This window comes from Vibrio sp. SCSIO 43137 (assembly GCF_028201475.1).
In the GTDB taxonomy this organism is placed as follows: domain Bacteria; phylum Pseudomonadota; class Gammaproteobacteria; order Enterobacterales; family Vibrionaceae; genus Vibrio.
Genome location: NZ_CP116383.1, coordinates 1642802 through 1659715, shown reverse-complemented (window position 1 = coordinate 1659715; position 16914 = coordinate 1642802). Strand labels below are relative to the sequence as shown.

The window sequence follows — 16914 nt, the reverse complement described above, 5'->3', positions numbered from 1 at the left end:
AATGTGCTCTCTTTTTTTACAGCTGAGTTTCAGTGGTGGGGTTACTTTTTACCAACGCCTTTATTCTCTTTTTTCGCCAGTGTGATTTTGCCAAATCCCAGTTTTTTGAAATAGTTATCCCGATAGTCGCGAACGGCTTTGGTATCCGAAACGGCTTCAATCTGTTGTTCCATTTTCAGATATTCTGAAATATCAATACCTTCTTCGGCTGCTACCGCTTCGTGAATTGAACGGAATTTCTCATAAGAAAACTGTAAAGTTTTATGCTGCTTTTTGTACTCGTACAGTATGGTTCGTGCCATTAATCTACTCTCTTTCTTCAAAATTATTCGCAAAATTAATTACGAAATCTGCCACCGCCCTGATGTCGTTTATATCCATCTGAGGCAGTTCAGTACTAATCTTTGTATCTGCTGCTATAGCAATAATGTCATCATCTTCACCGTATAGCCACGGCTTGCCGACAGAGTCTCTATGCAGCTCTATTTTAGGGAAAGACAATGTCTTACAGCCTTCAACCAGAATAAGATCCAATTTGCTATGGTCGAACATGTTGAGCAGGTACTCGAAACTCTCTTCCTGCTCAGGGGTCTCAGTAAACAGCACGTGACGGTTTCCTGATGCAACCAGCATTTGATCCGCGCCTGCTTTTCTTAACCGGTAGCTGTCCTTTCCCGGCGTATCCAGATCAAAATCATGATGGGCGTGTTTCAGTACCGCGACACGTATTCCTGCTTGTTTAATTAACGGTAAAAGTGCTTCCAAAAGGGTGGTCTTTCCTGTGCCGCTATAGGCAGCGAAGCCGAGTATAGGCAGGTTAGGCAGTTTAGTCATTATCGGTTCCAAATCTACTTAGTTCTTCCGGGGTATTCAGGTTAATAAAGGTTTCCGGTATATCGGAGAAATCAGCATATACGGTATTACATTCATTAAGCAGCATTTTCATTTTACGGTCACCACGCTTAAGAAACTCAGATAACTTATTATGGGAGTTACGGTTCCACAAACTAAAAACCGGCTGAGGGAATTTACCGTCATAAGCCACTATGATATCTACCTCTTCACTACAGTGTTGAGACAGGCGGCTTATCAGATCTTCAGGAATATTCGGGCTATCACAAGGTGCAAAACCAATCCACTCTTGCTCAATACTCGCAAGACAGGACTCAATACCGGCAAGGGGGCCCTGAAAGTCGGGAATTTTGTCCTGAATTACTGGTGCGTACTTTTCATAACAGGCCAGATTCCGGTTTGCGTTGATATAGATTGATTCAGTCTGATGAGCAAGTGCCTGATAAACGATTTCGATAAGAGGCTTATCATCCAGCAGGATCAGGCCTTTATCATTTCCGCCCATTCTGCTCGCTCTGCCACCAGCCAGAATGACCCAGCTGATGTTATTTGCTTTTAATTTCATTTTTTCTTATACGTCTTTAAGCAATAGCCGGCTATTTTACCACTTATTGTTGAAAGATGATCGACCCCTATGTTAATTCTGCAAATTAGAGTTTTGTCTGGCTTAAACCGTACGCGGTCTCTATAATCAGAGCCCATGTAAATGCGCCTTTCCGGCGTATGGTCTTTGATCTGCACACGCAATAGTTCGATTATGTCTGATTCATTTTCCCTGCACACATTCTCAAACCATGATATCCGCTATCAGGGTATTTCAATATTGGTTGTTGATAACGAACCGGGGATGCGAACCCTGTTAAAAAAGGCACTCGGAAAGTTATTCGGTAATATTGATACGGCAGAAAGCATTGAACAGGCAGAAGTGCTGCGGCTGCAGAAACATTATGATCTGGTCATTCTTGATATCAATCTTCCCGGTCGTTCTGGTATTGAGTGGGAAGAGGTGTTTGAAGAGTCGGAATATCGCCCTGACGTAATATTTATTACCGGTTACGCCGACTTACAGACCACTATTCAGGCGCTGAAGTTAGGCGCATCAGACTTTATTCTTAAGCCCTTTAATCTTGAGCATATGTTTATCTCCGTCAGGAAGTGTATTGATAAACGGCTGGAGAATAGGGTAAACCTTGCCCTGAAAAGAGATGTTCAGCGTTTTGTTAGTGCAAAGATTGTCGGCTCCTCTGATAAAACCAAACACTTAACTCAGCAGATATCTCAGTTCGCGCCATCAAAGGCAACGGTTTTGATTCAGGGAGAGTCGGGTACAGGTAAAGAGTTGGTTGCAAGGGGGCTACATGAGAAAAGTGGTCGTAGCGGACCGTTTGTCCCCATTAACTGTGGATCAATGACAGAGTCGGAACTGGCGCGTGAATTATTCGGCGTCAATAGCACTGCCCCTGAGCTGGCACCTACGGAAGGGCTATTTCAGATAGCGAACGGCGGCACCCTTTATCTTGATGAAGTGATAGAACTACCAGAACAGATACAAACGGCACTGCTTCGTGTTCTTGAAGAGCGTCGGGTACGGCCGATTGGCTCCGATAAAGCGATTCAGATCGACGTGCGGGTTATTGTTTCCACCAATAAGAAAATTAAGCAGTTGGTGGATGAAGGTAAGTTTCGTAAGGATCTTTACTACCGTCTTAATGTACTGGAAATCTTCGTTCCGCCCCTCAGGGAGAGAACCACAGATCTGATTGATCTGATCCCGTTTTTTGCCTTGCAACTGAGCAATGAACAGGGGATAAATAAGCCAGACTGGCTGGCGGAAGACGTTAGTGCCATGCATTACTATGACTGGCCCGGTAATGTCAGGGAACTCAAAAACCTGATAGAGCGCTGTATTCTGTTAGGTAAGTCACCTGCACAGTACTGGCGTGAATCAAATATGGAGAATAAGGTACTGCATAATAATCATGCCGCCGTGACAATGTCACATGAGGGGGTAAGTAGCTCATTCCCGGTTTTCTCTGAAGAGAGCCCTATCGGTTACCCTGATAACTGGACACTGCGTGATGTAGAACGCGCCCATATTCAGCAAGTCGTTAAGTATTGTGATTACAATAAATCATCTGCCGCCAAGCAACTTGGTGTAGCGAGAAAAACCATTGATCGCAAGTACAAGGAGTGGGAAAGTCAGGGCGAATGAAAACCGGCGATACTGAACCGTTAAGCAATCCTCTCACCAAGCTGATTTCTAATATGCGGACTAAGGTTCGCTACCGGCTTATCTGGCTGGTTACCGCCCCTATGATGCTGACACTGGTCTTGCTTATCGGTATCTCATTCTACTGGACAACTCAATATACCTGGCAAAATACTCTGGAAAGTGTCTCTGAAAAACTTAAAGTAGCGGAAAATAGCATAGAGATACTGCAGTCACGCCAGCGGGACTCTCTTCGTTTTTTTGCTAACTCTTATCAGTTCAAAAGCTACGATAAACTAAGTAAAAGTGATGAAGAAGTAAATGCGTGGATTGCGGAACATAATAGTCAGCCAAATTTCGACTATATCCGCTGGACCAGTATCAGAAGCCTTGCCGATAAAATACGTTATGAGCGTCTGGCGAAAAGCCGTAGCTACTTTGATGTTCTCAGCGCGGATAGTCAGAAAAAACTGGATCCTTCACTTCCAGCTTATGCGCGTATCAGTACCGGCGAGAATGAATTCGAAACCCGCGGCATGTTTAGCCGGACTATTTATCCAGTCAGAGATGATAAGCGTGAGATAGTCGGATACCTTGAGAGCTACATATTACTTAACAATAGTAACCGGCTGGTGGACCGTATCCGTGACCTGATATATCCGCACCCTTCAGGCCTTTATGGTAATACAGGTACCGTGACCATTTTTCTTGATGATCTTCGGATCAGTACCAATGTGCCGGTAAATGACAGCGGAGACAGGGCAATTGGAACCCGGGTTTCAGATGCGGTAAAAAGTAAAGTCCTACACAAAGGTGAAAACTACCTTAACTACGCCTACGTATATAACCGCTGGTATATCTCAGCATACCGGCCACTATACAATCAGGATGATCTGGTAGTAGGTATGCTCTATATCGGTCAGGAACTGTGGCCAATGCTGAAGGTTTACCTGATTAATTTAGCTGAAATTGCGGGCGTAGTGATTTTAGTCATGACCTTCACGGTTATTTTTGCTTATCGCAACAGTAAAGATCTTTTCACTCCCATTGAAAAAATCGCCAATGTTGTCGATAAAATCAAGGCAGGTGACGAGCAACAGAGAATAGGTAAGCTGGGAATAAGCGACGAGCATGAGCTTTCACTACTTGCCAGTCAGTTCGATGCCATGTTGGATCTGCTTTCAGAAAAAAACCGCGCCATTCAGAGTGCTGCAAACCTGCTTGAGTTTAAGGTAGAACGGAGAACCGCCAGCCTTAAACAGAAAACAGACGAACTTGAACAGCATATTGAGCTACTGCATCACGCCAGAGACCGCCTTGTAACCAGTGAAAAACTGGCTGCGTTGGGTAAGTTAACTGCTGGTATTGCCCATGAAATCAATAACCCCGTCGCGGTAATACTTGGCAATATTGAACTGATCAAGCTAGAGATGACCGGCAGCAATACTGACCTGAGCGAAGAGGTAGCCACCATTCTTCAGCAGGTAGACAGAATTAACAATATTACTTCCAGCCTGCTTCAGTACAGCCGTAATGGCGGTGTACAGGATATGCTGGCACTGCATGATATAAATGAAATCGTTAAGGAAGGGATAACCTTAGTCCATACAGGCTCGAATGCACGACGTATCCATTTTGTTACTTACTTCGCTGCAACTGGTGCGGTAGAGTGTAATCGCAACCAGATGTTGCAGGTTATTGTAAATATCCTGATGAATGCTATTCAGGCGATGGATTCTGAAGGTAGCCTGACCGTGATGACTGAAAACTGGTTAGAAGAGAGCAAGGATCTCGGCTGCATTGTCCATATACAAGATAAAGGCTGCGGCATTAATCCCGATGCTTTAAATACTATTTTTGATCCTTTCTATACCACCAAATCCGATGGTACCGGCCTTGGCCTTGCTGTATCACAGAGCCTGATTAACCGGCTTGGCGGACAGATTAAGGTTAAATCTGAGCCGGGATCCGGCAGCACTTTCAGTATCTATCTTAAATCCTTTGCCGATAGCCACACTTGATGGCTGCACCTTACTTGTGTTCCATTGTTGTGCACAAGCCCTTAATTAGTGCATTAATTCACTCCTCTTTCGGATATCTTCCCTGCGCCATTTTTATCGATACCTGATTATCCCAAATAAAACAGCAAGTTATTTATTTTAACTCACCTTGTAAGTTCACTGGCAAAACTGGAACACTACTTGCTCATAAAGATAACTTATTGAGTAATTTGTAATTCAGGGACGCACAGACGTTGTGCACCAGCAAGGAGTGGTAATCTAAATGAGCAGTTCTTTAAGTCAGGTGAGCGGGGCGGTACAAACCCTTACGCAAAGTTCAGACACCATGTTTCTGCTACTCGGCGCCATTATGGTCTTCCTTATGCATGCAGGGTTTGCATTTCTGGAAGTTGGCACAGTACGGAAAAAGAATCAGGTTAATGCTTTGGTAAAAATTCTGGCCGATTTCGGCATCTCAGCGTTGGCCTATTTCTTTATCGGCTACTGGCTGGCTTATGGCGCTCATTTCTTTTCCGGAGCGGAACAGCTTGCAGCCGGAAATGGCTATGAGTTAGTGAAGTTCTTTTTCCTGCTGACTTTCGCTGCCGCTATTCCTGCCATCGTATCAGGTGGCATTGCAGAGAGAGCGCGTTTCTATCCGGTATTAATCGCGACCTTCTTTACCGTCGGCCTTATCTATCCACTGTTTGAAGGTATGATCTGGAATGGTAACTATGGAGTACAGAGCTGGTTTGAAGCTAACTTTGGCGCAGGTTTCCATGATTTTGCCGGTTCGGTTGTCGTTCACGGTGTGGGTGGCTGGATTGCCTTAGTTGCCGTTATTTTCCTCGGAATGCGTAAAGGACGAATTCGTGCCGGTAAACATACTAACTTTGCTCCTTCTAACATCCCGTTCCTTGCATTAGGTGCATGGATTCTCTCTGTCGGTTGGTTTGGGTTCAATGTAATGTCAGCTCAGACACTCAACGGCATAAGTGGTTTGGTGGCCATGAACTCTCTCATGGCTATGGTAGGTGGTATCGTCGCCTCTCTTATTGCCGGCAGAAACGACCCAGGTTTTATCCATAACGGCCCGCTGGCAGGGCTGGTCGCGGTTTGCGCTGGCTCGGATGTTATGCATCCCCTTGGTGCACTAGTTACGGGCGCTGTGGCAGGCGGGCTGTTTGTCTGGTTGTTTACCTATATGCAAAACAAAACCCGAATCGATGATGTGCTGGGTGTCTGGCCTTTGCACGGTGTTTGCGGTGCATGGGGCGGTATTGCAGCCGGTATTTTTGGTCAGCAGGCACTAGGCGGGCTTGGCGGAGTCAGCCTGACGGTGCAGACTCTGGGAACCATGATAGGGATAACCATCGCAGTGCTGGGGGCCATAGTTGTTTACGGAACGTTAAATGCCTTAACCGGCCTGAGATTATCCGCTGAGGATGAGTTTAACGGCGCCGATCTAGCTATTCACAAAATCAGCTCAATTAATGAAGATTAATCCAAGCTAAACATAACAGGGGGCAGAAATGTCCCTGTTTCGACTATGGTCTAAAAGGCTAAAGCTATTAGTGAAAAATCCTAAGTGGTAGACTTTACTTATAACAGTGAGGCTAGCAAATAAGGATGTACTATGTCATTTCCATATCAGAATATCGTTATTCTAACGGGTGCCGGCATTTCAGCCGAATCCGGAATCAAGACATTCAGGGCTCAGGATGGCTTATGGGAAGATCACAAAATCGAAGAGGTCGCCACGCCGGAAGGGTTTCACGCTAACCCGGATTTGGTTCAGAACTTCTATAACCAGCGTAGAAGAAAGCTGCAAAGTGAAGAAATAGAGCCAAATGAAGCGCATAAGGCCCTTGGCAGGCTGGAATCCATGCTGGATGGTAAGGTGACCGTAATTACCCAGAATATTGATAATCTGCATGAGAGAGGCGGCACGCAGAATATTATCCATATGCATGGTGAGCTGCTGAAAGCCCGCTGTTCTGAATCGGGGCAGGTTGTTGAGCATAAAGAAGATATAAAAACCGGTGAGCTTTGCCACTGCTGTCAGATCCCTTCGCAGATGCGCCCTCATATTGTCTGGTTTGGTGAAATGCCCCTTAAAATGGGCGAGATTTATGCCGCCCTTGAAGAGGCCGATCTGTTTATCTCCATCGGTACTTCCGGGGTAGTTTATCCGGCGGCCGGTTTTGTCCATGATGCCAGAATGCACGGTGCTCATACTATTGAAATTAATCTGGAGCCAAGTGCGGTAGAGAGTGAGTTTGAAGAGAAGCGCTATGGTAAGGCCAGTGAGTTGGTTCCTAAACTGGTTGATGAGTTACTTAACCACTTAGAAGCCAAACGGGCATAATTTAAAAAAAAAACGTTAAGATAAAGAAAAAGCGGCATTACAGCCGCTTTTTATGCTTTAGAGAATGGATTACTTTTCAACTTTTAGCTTCTGGAAGTACTCTTCATAGATAACGCTGGCTTCACCAACTTCATCCTGCCAGAAACCTGAATCCATGATCTTCTGAGGAGGGAAGATGTTCTTATCTTCAGCGAACTCCTTAGGAAGCAGAGGATATGCACCTTTAACCGGGGTCGGATAACCGATCTCAAGGGCAATCTTAGCTGCATTTTCAGGGCGTAGCAGGAAGTCGATCATCTTATGCGCTGCTTCAACGTTCTTCGCACCGGCAGGAATTGACAGGCTGTCCATCCAGAAAATCGCACCTTTCTCAGGCCAGATAATTTCGATGTTAGCACCTTCCTGACGGGCAGTATAAGCTGAGCCATTCCAAAGCATGCCAAGTGGTGTTTCACCAGCCAAGTATGGGTTAGCAGGGTAGTCTGAGTTAAACACCAGCACGTTTGGCATCAGCTTTTTAAGCTCTTGGTAAGCAGCTTTAATCTCTTCAGGGTTGGTGGTGTTTGTAGAGTAACCCAGACGAACCAGAGCGATATGGAAGAACTCACGCGAGTCATCCATCATCATTAGCTGACCTTCCCACTTAGGATCCCAGAAGTCATTCCAGCTCTTGATATCAGAAGTATCAAGCATATCAGCATTCACACCAATACCCGTGGCACCCCAGATATAAGGGATTGAGTAGCTGTTATCCGGGTCGAAAGATTTATTCAGGTAGTTGCTGTCCAGATCTTTAAAGTGGGTCAGTTTTTCTTTGTCGATCTGCTGAAGCATGCCTTCTTTACGCATCTTAGATACGAAGTAAGTAGAAGGAACAACTAAGTCGTAGCCTTGCTTTTGCGTTTTTAGCTTGGCATACATGGACTCATTTGATTCATAAGTCGAATAGATAACCTTGATGCCCGTTTCTTTTGTAAAGTCTTCCAGTACTGAGCTTGGGATATATTCAGACCAGTTGTAGAAGTAAAGTTCCTTATCAGCAGCCAGAGCAGGAGCGGATAGGGTTGCTGCACATAAGGAGGCAGAAATAAATTTAGACCAGTTTTTCATTATGTTTCCACTGAGTTTGTTAATTTACACCGCAATCTGATTTGCGGGCCTTACAAAGCACATTTTTGATTGCGAAGATTCTAACCAAGAACTTGTACTTTGCAATCAAAGAGGAGTTATTTCACTTTTTCTCTGGCCAGTAGCTGAGAAAGAATGACCAATAGTAACGAGACAACAAGCATTAATGTTGCCAGAGCATTTACCTGAGGAGAGATGCCTACTTTTACCATAGAGTAAATCTTAAGAGGCAGGATCTCGTATCCCGGTCCGGTAACAAAGGAGCTGATAATTACGTCATCAAGGGACAAGGTAAAACTCAACAGCCAACCCGCTGCTACCGCTGGTTTCGCCAATGGCAAAATAATCTGTTTCAGAATTATCCATTCGCTGGCACCAAGATCTTTTGCTGCTTCCAGCATCTTTACATCAAAACCGTTTAAACGGCTGTAAACCGTGACCACCACAAAAGGCAGGCAAAAGGTGATATGAGAAACCAATAGGGTAAAGAAGCCTAGCTGGAAGCCCATAACAAGGAATAGTGCCAGCAAGGAGATGGCCATGACGATATCAGGTGACATCATAACCACAAACAGCAGGCCGTTAACCAAGCCTTTGCCCTTAAAGCGATATCGGAACAGAGCGACAGCAGTAAGGCTACCAATAATGGTCGCAGCAGTTGCTGAAAAGACAGCAATATTCAGGGAGTGCCATGCCGCCTGCATCAGGCTATCGTTATTAAACAGCGCATGGTACCACTTAGTGGTAAAGCCCCCCCATTTCATACCAAACTTACTGGCATTAAATGAGTTAGCAATAAGAACAAGAATGGGGATATATAAAAACGCATAAACCAGCGTCATAAATCCACTATTAATAAAGCGCATCATGATTCCAGCTCCACTTTTCTGTTGAGCAGTTTACCTGCACGGTAGTAGGCGTAAAGCAATACTGCCATAGCGATAGTCAGGGCGATGCTGGTTGCCGCGCCAAACGGCCAGTCGCGCGCATTAAGAACCTGACTTTTAATTACGTTACCCACCAGAAGGTTCTTAGCGCCGCCAAGGAGATCGGACACATAGAACATGCCAAGGGCAGGGAGAAGCACCAACAGGCAGCCGCCAATAATTCCCGGCATGGTCAGGGGAAGTACAATTCTGAAAAATGTCTGTACTTTACTTGCGCCTAAATCTTTGGCCGCTTCAATATAGGTATGATCCAGTTTTTCAAGGGCAGAGTAGAGAGGCAGAATCATAAACGGCAGCAAGATATAAACCAGACCAATCATTACAGCGGATTCCGAATACATCAGCCTGATTGGTTTATCGATAATATCCAGTGCCAGTAGCCCCTTATTAAGCACGCCCTGAGTACCTAATACGATTTTAAGTCCGTAGGTACGGATAAGGGAGTTAGTCCAGAACGGTACGATAACCAGAAATAGCATCACCGGCTGAACTTTTTTCGGCATCCGCGCAATGATATACGCAAAAGGGTAACCAATAATCAGGCATATTAGTGTTGCTACAACAGCCATATAGAAAGAGTGCAGCAGCACTTTTCCATAAAGAGGATCCATCAGGCGTGTATAGTTGCTGAAGGTAAGTGTCAGCTCAATAAGGTCGGCTTCATCCCTTGTCAGGAAACTGGTGCCGATAATCATCAGGTTGGGGATCAGTACAAACAGAGCCAGCCAACCTACGATTAAAGCCACAATGGCTTTTTGCAGATTAAACTTGCTGTTCATCTTTTAGTACCACTTCCCAGCTTTCAACCCAGGTCACTTTAACTTTCTGCCCAAGGGAATGGTCTACATCGGGATCGTCTTCGTTAAAGAACTCACTAACCATTACACGGTTACCTGACTCAAGCTCGACAATAGAGTCCAGCGTCATGCCCTTATAGGTACGGTCAATAACATGGCCGACAATACCGGTACTCTCACTTTCACCGATTTCCTCAAGACGAAGATCTTCCGGTCTGAGAAGTACCTGTAAAGACGGTTCATTCTCGTAAGGTTTATCGCAAAAGATTACCGATTCATTGCCTTCAATAGAGGCGAGAATACGTTTTTCATCAAGACGTTTAACCGGTGTTGCATTAAACAGGTTTATTTCCCCTATAAAACGTGCAACGAACAGGTTTTCCGGCTCCTCATAGATCTCTTTAGGCGTACCATCCTGTTCTATCAAGCCGTCTCTCATCACAATGATGCGATCTGACATAGAAAGGGCTTCTTCCTGATCATGAGTAACAAAAACAAAGGTGATACCAAGTTTTCTCTGCAGTTGCTTCAGTTCAATCTGCATCTGTTTACGAAGTTTATAATCCAGCGCAGAGAGAGATTCATCGAGTAAAAGAACTTTAGGCTTATTGACCACGGCACGGGCAATGGCTATTCGCTGCTGTTGACCACCAGATAGTTGATGCGGTTTACGTTGAGCCATCTCTTCGAGGCGTACCATACGCAAAGCTTCCATCACTCTAGGTTCAATATCCTGACTCGTTACCTTTTGCATTTTCAGCCCGAATGCAACGTTATCAAACACTGTCATTTGGGGGAACAGAGCATAGCTTTGGAATACGGTATTTACATTGCGGTGTTCCGGCGGGAGTTCGGTTACATCTTGTTCACCTAATAAGATCGTACCGCTATCTACCTGCTCAAATCCGGCAATCATACGTAAGACGGTTGTTTTACCACATCCAGAAGGACCCAGAATGGTCAAAAACTCACCGTGGTTAACGTCCAGATTCAGACTGCTGATTATCTCTTTACCGTCAAAACTCTTTGATACAGAAGATAGTTTTACAACTGGTTTTTCTACTGAAGCTACCTGATTCAACTTATGTTCACCTCCCGGTTAACTCTTAAAAAATGAGTGGTTTTAAATCGAGGCGAATAATAGTCCCAGTTTTAAGTAAATTAAAGTCTTTTGCGCATTTTAATTGACTTAATTCTAACTTAATTTATCCGCAACAAACCGGCAGTAGATACCCGCGACAGTTACCTAAGTTACATGGGTTTTAACACCAGCCTTATTTTAATATACTGTAGCGAATTTTTAACAATGAGCCAGCTCAGCTTGTATGGCTCGGAAAAAGATATGAACAAAAAAATTGAGAAGAACTTTGTGCTCGGCGGCTCGATAGAAAAAGCCTTATCAGGCAACTACGAGTTGCGCGTAGGCTCAGTACTTCAGGAAGCATGGAAGTTTACCTTAAAGAATTTTCTTTCATTCTCACCGGCTATCGTTATTTTACTCGCTGTTCAGTTAGCCATCTTCTTTATTGCTATGAAGCTTCAACTGGGAGATCCACTTATCTTCCTGCATATGTTTGAGAACCCTGAGCTGATGGAGCAGGGGATCTTTGACGCCATATTTATCGCTAACTTTAGTTATGAAGTGATTTCTGCACCGATTTATGCCGGCGTATCATTGATGGCAATGAGCCATGCAGCAGGCTTACTAACCAAACCTCAGCATATTCTGAAAGGCCTGCAATTTACCGTTCCTGTTATTGTTGCCACTCTGTTTAGTCTGGTTTTACAGTGGGTTGGCGGGATGCTGATTCCGTTGCTGTCTATGTATTTCTCCGTCGCATTCAGTAACTCAATTCTGTTGATTTGTGAAAAGCGCGTCTCTCCGCTTCAGTCATTATGGCTTTCATTCCGTGCCGTAAACAGAAAGCTTTTCCCGATTGTCGGCCTGAACATTATCATGATGATGCTGCTGTTTATTTCCATAGTGACTTACGGCGTTTTCCTGATTGTGGTCCTTCCTTTCTTCTTCCATGTGAAAGGTATTATCTACAGAAATATGTTTGGTATTACCCTGAAGCTTGTCACGACCAACCAGCAAGATGACGATGACGAAGATAAGGATGACTCAGGCCGTTCTGAAGACTCTTCAGGTACCGATTCACACCAGAAAGGTTCACAGACGTTCGATGCATAATTTATTTAGATTTGCTTTTGCCTGCGCTCTGGTAGTGATGATGAGCCTGCCGTTCTGGCCAAAACAGGAACAGCCGGCAGAGCCGGAAGAAACAGCGATTGTTTTACCGGATAGCAGGCCCGATTTCGCAGCGATCACAGATGTAAAACAGAAAAAGAAGGCATTCTTTGATTACATTCGCCCGGCGGTGCAGATAGAGAACCGCAGAGTCGCTAAAGAGAGAGCAAGACTTATTGCCATTCAGGCTGACTTTAATAAGGGGTCAGTATCCGGCGATGATCAAAAGTTTTGTCAGGCGCTGGCCGATAAATACGATACTGAGTTAAATAATAATCAGCTTTCGGCCGAATGGTTTGAAAGCATGCTGCTAAAGGTCAATATTATTCCTGAAGCCCTTGTGCTTACTCAGGCAGCCAATGAATCTGCGTGGGGAACATCCCGTTTTGCCGTTGAGGCAAATAACTATTTCGGTCAATGGTGTTACCGTAAAGGTTGCGGTTTGATTCCGCTACAACGTATTGAAGGGGCTGCCCATGAAGTGGCTAAGTTCAGTTCGATGTCAGGCTCTGTTCACGCCTATTTTATGAATGTGAACCGCAACAGGGCGTATGCTCAACTACGCCTTATCAGAGCTGAATTAGCAGAAAAAGGAGAAGCGTTAAATACTCCTCAGGCCGCTACTCAGCTATCTAACGGACTACTAAAGTACTCTGAGCGCGGGCAGGAATATGTCAGCGATTTACAAAGTATGATCCGTGTTAACCAACAATTTTGGAATGCCGGTTAGAAACTATGAAAACAATAATATCAAGCCTTCTGATTGCTGCGGGTGTATCAGCTTTTGCCCCAGCGGTGTCTGCTCAGGAATATATGTTCACTTACTCAAAGCTTTACTCTCAGCTTAAAAATAACGTCAAAGAGGGGCATGAAGATGTGAAAGTCGGCGTGTTCTTTATTAATGCAGATGACCGTTCCCGCTGTGAAATAACAAAGGCATGGATGGAGAAGGAAAAGCACTACGAAGAACTTAAAGTGTCGCCAGCAAAAGAGCTGATGCTTCCCGTGGATAGCAACCTAAAAAGTGCTAATCCTCTGGTTTTTGTCAGAACGCCGATGGATCAACGCTGTGACTTTTCTTTGGTAGTGATGACCAAACAACCAATGAAAGGCAAGGTATCTTATGCTGATGTGGAGAAGCTTCTTCCGCAGATGCAGAGCATGCTGGAAGATCTTGGTGGTATGTTTGCAAGTTGGTTCACACCAGAGGTTGAAGGAGTAACGCTAGAGTTCGCTAAAGATGTAAACGGCAATATAGAAACCTCCGATGGTAAGAAGATTCCGGTTCAGAATGGTATCGCCAGAGTTTTACTGTCTGAGATCCCGGCTGATGGCTTTCTAAATGTACCTTACGAAACTAACAGAGTGCTTCCCTGGCTCCCTTCCGCTAAGAAATAACAAGATATAAGATAGAGAAAAGGCTGCATAATGCAGCCTTTTTAAGCTTTATAGGTTAGTCACATCCAACTGAAGTGACGGGTCAAACTCCATTACTTCATCGCTGCTTGGTTGTGGCTCAAGAATCTCTTTATCAAATCCAATATCGCCGCCGTTGATAATGCCTGAGTCACGGTTGATGGATTTAAAATCAAACAACTCATGGTCAGCAAGGTGGCTTGGCACAACATTCTGCATTGCGCGGAACATAGTCTCAATACGTCCCGGATACTGTTTGTCCCAGCCGTTCAGCATCTGCTTAATCGCTTGTCTCTGCAGGTTAGGCTGTGAGCCACACAGGTTACAAGGAATGATAGGGTAATCTTTACCTTCAGAGTACTTAATAATGTCTTTTTCACGGCAGTAGGCCAGCGGTCTGATAACAACGTGCTTGCCATCATCAGAAACCAGTTTAGGAGGCATGCCTTTCATTTTCCCACCATGGAACATGTTCAGGAACAGCGTTTCAAGGATATCGTCTCTGTGGTGACCCAATGCGATTTTGGTTACCTTAAGCTCAGTAGCGGTACGGTACAGAATACCGCGGCGTAAACGTGAGCATAGGGAGCAAGTGGTTTTGCCTTCAGGGATCTTATCCTGAACGATTGAGTAGGTATCTTCTTCTACAATCTTATACTCAACACCCAGACTTTCCAGATACTCAGGCAGAATATGTTCTGGGAATCCCGGTTGCTTTTGATCCAGATTAACTGCAACAAGCTCAAAAGAGATTGGGGCGCTCTTTTGCAAACTCATTAAAATATCCAGCATGGTAAAGCTGTCTTTACCGCCGGACAGACACACCATAATACGGTCACCGTCTTCGATCATATTGTAATCGGCGATTGCCTGCCCGGTATTGCGGCGAAGGCGTTTCTGTAACTTATTGAAGTTATATTGCTGAGCTTTAGTTCGCTCTTGAGTTTGCTCGGTCATAAATCTTAACTGTCTACTATCTGAAAATAGACTGCGTATGATACGGATAATTGCCAAGGATACCAGTGATAAAAAACCCTTAAGCAAATACTTAAGGGTTTCTGTCTGTTTAACCTGTTAACGTAAAGGTTATAAAGCCTGATTTGGATCGAGTGGGCTGATAAACCCGGCCGGTTTCAGGGCAAGGATATCGCAGTTGATCTTATCGATGACATGCTCAGCTGTATTACCGATAAACACCGCTGACATTCCGGTTCTGCCTGTAGTACCTAAAATAACAAGACCGGCTTCCAGCTCATTGGCGATTGAAGGAATAACGTCTTCAGGCAACCCTTGTTCAACACGGGTATTGGACTCGTCAATAGAATGTTTCTGCCGCAGTGCTTTCATCTCCTTCAGATGATGCCCACGCACAGCATCTGTGTAGGTGGTAGGGTCAAACTCAGGTAACTCGATTGTGATGTTGGCTGGCGTCACAGGGTAACAATTAACCAGATAAGGGGTTGCATCAAGCCTTCTGCATAAATTCAGAGTCTGCTCAACAATAGAATCATTCAGCTCCAGATGGGTAGGGTTTTCTGAGCCAACATGGACTGAGGCAACTACGTTACCATTTTCCGGCCACTCATGATTTTTCACTAGCAGCACAGGGCAGGGAGATTTTCTCAACAGATGCCAGTCTGTCGGGGTGAATATAACGGATTCAAGCACATCATGTTTGCGGGTCGCTTTGATAAGTATTTCATGGGCACCGTCAAACACTTCAGCAATAATGGCTTCATAAGGACGGTTGTGCCATACCACTTTAACATCAAACTCAACGCTGTCATCGATATAAGGCTGGGCAACTTCCCTCATCCATGCTTCACGTTGCTGTATAACACCTTTTCTCATCGCATCTCGTTCATTAAGCGACAACATAGAGGTCATCTCATAAGAGAAGTCGTATATGGATAAGAATAGGGTAATGTGACTTTTCGAAACGCTTTTCCGGGCTAGTTGCATTGCACGCGCCAATGCTGGTTGTGACTCATTGTTTACGTCGGCAACAACTAATATTTTATTATAAATGCTCATAAACACTCCCTGTTTTTGGAGTAGAACCAAAGAGTTAATCTCTGATTTAAATGTAGCTTATTTGACTGGAATTTTTTAGAAAAAGGAATTTTGCTTAGGCAGAAATATGAAGTGGCTCAGTAAGAGCCACTTTTTTGATTATTCTTCAGGAGAGATTCCTGCAAGGATTTTGAGTTCTTCGTGGTCAAGGATAGTGATGTACTTACCTTTTACACTCAGAATTTCAGACTTCTGGAAACGACCAAGCAGACGACTGATGGTCTCTACTGTCAGGCCAAGGTAGTTACCAATGTCACCACGTGTCATTGTAAGACGAAACTCTCTCGGGCTGAAACCACGTTGAGAGAAGCGGGTAGACAGATTATAAAGGAAGGCGGCCAATCTCTCTTCTGCATTCTTTTTGGAAAGCAGCAGGATCATATCCTGATCGCCTTTAATTTCACTGCTCATTAAGCGCATGATTTGCTGACGCAGTTTCGGCATTTTACCGGACAGGTCATCAAGAATCTCATAAGGAATTTCACATACCATAGAAGTTTCGAGTGCTTGCGCAAAAGAGGGGTGTGAATTTCCGTTAATGGCATCAAATCCGACCAAGTCACCAGCCAGATGGAAAGCGGTTATCTGCTCATCACCCTGCTCTGTAATGGTGTAGCTTTTGATGGTTCCTGAACGAATAGCATACAGCGATTTCAGTTCATCACCGGCTTTGAACAGCTCCTGACCTTTCTGGATTGGTTTTTTCCGTTCGATAATCTGATCAAGCTGATCAAGTTCAGACTCACTCAGGGTAAACGGAATACAAAGTTGCGAAATACTGCAGTCCTGACAATGGATTGCACATCCGCCAGATTGAATTCGCTTAGTCGCTTGTTTTTCTGAAATCATAACTTCCAAGTCACTATTTGATAT

The 16914-nt window shown here is 44.6% G+C and carries 16 protein-coding genes and 1 pseudogene; 7 read left to right on the top strand and 10 right to left on the bottom strand.

Going from position 1 to position 16914, the window contains the following annotated elements:
• Nucleotides 1–41: 41 nt before the first annotated feature.
• The 3 genes and pseudogenes from PK654_RS07775 to mobA form a co-directional block, all read right to left on the bottom strand.
• On the bottom strand, nt 42–302 hold the full coding sequence (locus tag PK654_RS07775; RefSeq protein ID WP_271698700.1) for a DUF2960 family protein: 261 nt from the start codon (nt 300–302) through the stop codon (nt 42–44).
• Between the two features lie 16 nt (nt 303–318).
• A pseudogene (mobB, locus tag PK654_RS07770) lies at nt 319–834 on the bottom strand (molybdopterin-guanine dinucleotide biosynthesis protein B); the annotation flags it as partial.
• On the bottom strand, nt 827–1417 hold the full coding sequence (gene mobA, locus PK654_RS07765) for a molybdenum cofactor guanylyltransferase MobA (protein ID WP_271698698.1): 591 nt from the start codon (nt 1415–1417) through the stop codon (nt 827–829). The pseudogene mobB and the gene mobA, both read right to left, overlap by 8 nt.
• 192 nt (nt 1418–1609) lie before the next feature.
• Here mobA and PK654_RS07760 point away from each other — a divergent pair, with 192 nt between their 5' ends.
• From PK654_RS07760 to cobB, 4 genes are all read left to right on the top strand, one after another.
• Entirely contained in the window at nt 1610–3064 is a 1455-nt protein-coding gene (locus tag PK654_RS07760; RefSeq protein WP_271698697.1) for a sigma-54-dependent transcriptional regulator, read from the top strand.
• Complete coding sequence (locus tag PK654_RS07755; RefSeq protein WP_271698695.1) at nt 3061–5082, top strand: cache domain-containing protein; 2022 nt, start codon at nt 3061–3063, stop codon at nt 5080–5082. Before PK654_RS07760 ends, PK654_RS07755 begins: the two co-directional genes overlap by 4 nt.
• A 262-nt stretch (nt 5083–5344) precedes the next feature.
• The gene (locus PK654_RS07750) at nt 5345–6565 is read left to right on the top strand and encodes an ammonium transporter (protein WP_271698693.1); all 1221 of its coding nucleotides are present in this window, start codon (nt 5345–5347) and stop codon (nt 6563–6565) included.
• Nucleotides 6566–6697: 132 nt separating this feature from the next.
• The gene (gene cobB / locus PK654_RS07745) at nt 6698–7429 is read left to right on the top strand and encodes a Sir2 family NAD+-dependent deacetylase (RefSeq protein WP_271698691.1); all 732 of its coding nucleotides are present in this window, start codon (nt 6698–6700) and stop codon (nt 7427–7429) included.
• A 69-nt stretch (nt 7430–7498) separates the two neighbouring features.
• Here cobB and PK654_RS07740 read toward each other — a convergent pair whose 3' ends face one another.
• The 4 genes from PK654_RS07740 to potA form a co-directional block, all read right to left on the bottom strand.
• A complete protein-coding gene (locus PK654_RS07740; RefSeq protein WP_271698690.1) occupies nt 7499–8539 on the bottom strand; it encodes an extracellular solute-binding protein in 1041 nt (346 codons plus the stop codon).
• Nucleotides 8540–8655: 116 nt separating this feature from the next.
• Nucleotides 8656–9426 carry a spermidine/putrescine ABC transporter permease PotC gene (potC, locus tag PK654_RS07735; RefSeq protein ID WP_271698689.1) on the bottom strand — a complete coding sequence of 257 codons (771 nt, stop codon included), beginning with the start codon at nt 9424–9426 and terminating at the stop codon, nt 8656–8658.
• Nucleotides 9423–10283: a spermidine/putrescine ABC transporter permease PotB gene (potB, locus tag PK654_RS07730; protein ID WP_271698688.1), complete on the bottom strand. Its 861-nt coding sequence runs from the start codon at nt 10281–10283 to the stop codon at nt 9423–9425. Before potB ends, potC begins: the two co-directional genes overlap by 4 nt.
• A complete protein-coding gene (gene potA / locus PK654_RS07725; RefSeq protein WP_271698686.1) occupies nt 10267–11382 on the bottom strand; it encodes a spermidine/putrescine ABC transporter ATP-binding protein PotA in 1116 nt (371 codons plus the stop codon). The genes potB and potA overlap by 17 nt, the downstream gene beginning before the upstream one ends.
• A gap of 261 nt (nt 11383–11643) precedes the next feature.
• Between potA and PK654_RS07720 the strand changes: the two genes are divergently transcribed.
• Genes PK654_RS07720 through PK654_RS07710 form a run of 3 tightly spaced genes read left to right on the top strand, consistent with a single transcriptional unit; the run spans nt 11644 to nt 13950 of the window.
• Nucleotides 11644–12495: a hypothetical protein gene (locus tag PK654_RS07720; protein WP_271698685.1), complete on the top strand. Its 852-nt coding sequence runs from the start codon at nt 11644–11646 to the stop codon at nt 12493–12495.
• The gene (locus PK654_RS07715; protein WP_271698683.1) at nt 12488–13282 is read left to right on the top strand and encodes a glucosaminidase domain-containing protein; all 795 of its coding nucleotides are present in this window, start codon (nt 12488–12490) and stop codon (nt 13280–13282) included. Before PK654_RS07720 ends, PK654_RS07715 begins: the two co-directional genes overlap by 8 nt.
• Before the next feature lie 5 nt (nt 13283–13287).
• A complete protein-coding gene (locus PK654_RS07710; RefSeq protein ID WP_271698682.1) occupies nt 13288–13950 on the top strand; it encodes a DUF2987 domain-containing protein in 663 nt (220 codons plus the stop codon).
• A gap of 48 nt (nt 13951–13998) precedes the next feature.
• Here the strand turns inward: PK654_RS07710 and ttcA are convergent, their stop codons facing one another.
• The 3 genes from ttcA to PK654_RS07695 all read right to left on the bottom strand — a co-directional run bounded on the left by ttcA (nt 13999) and on the right by PK654_RS07695 (nt 16890).
• Nucleotides 13999–14925, bottom strand: a complete 927-nt coding sequence (gene ttcA, locus PK654_RS07705) for a tRNA 2-thiocytidine(32) synthetase TtcA (RefSeq protein WP_271698681.1) — start codon at nt 14923–14925, stop codon at nt 13999–14001.
• 129 nt (nt 14926–15054) lie between these two features.
• A complete protein-coding gene (gene uspE, locus PK654_RS07700; RefSeq protein ID WP_271698680.1) occupies nt 15055–16002 on the bottom strand; it encodes a universal stress protein UspE in 948 nt (315 codons plus the stop codon).
• A 138-nt stretch (nt 16003–16140) separates the two neighbouring features.
• Nucleotides 16141–16890, bottom strand: coding sequence for an FNR family transcription factor (locus tag PK654_RS07695; RefSeq protein WP_271698679.1), 750 nt, complete (start codon nt 16888–16890; stop codon nt 16141–16143).
• Between the last annotated feature and the right edge of the window lie 24 nt (nt 16891–16914).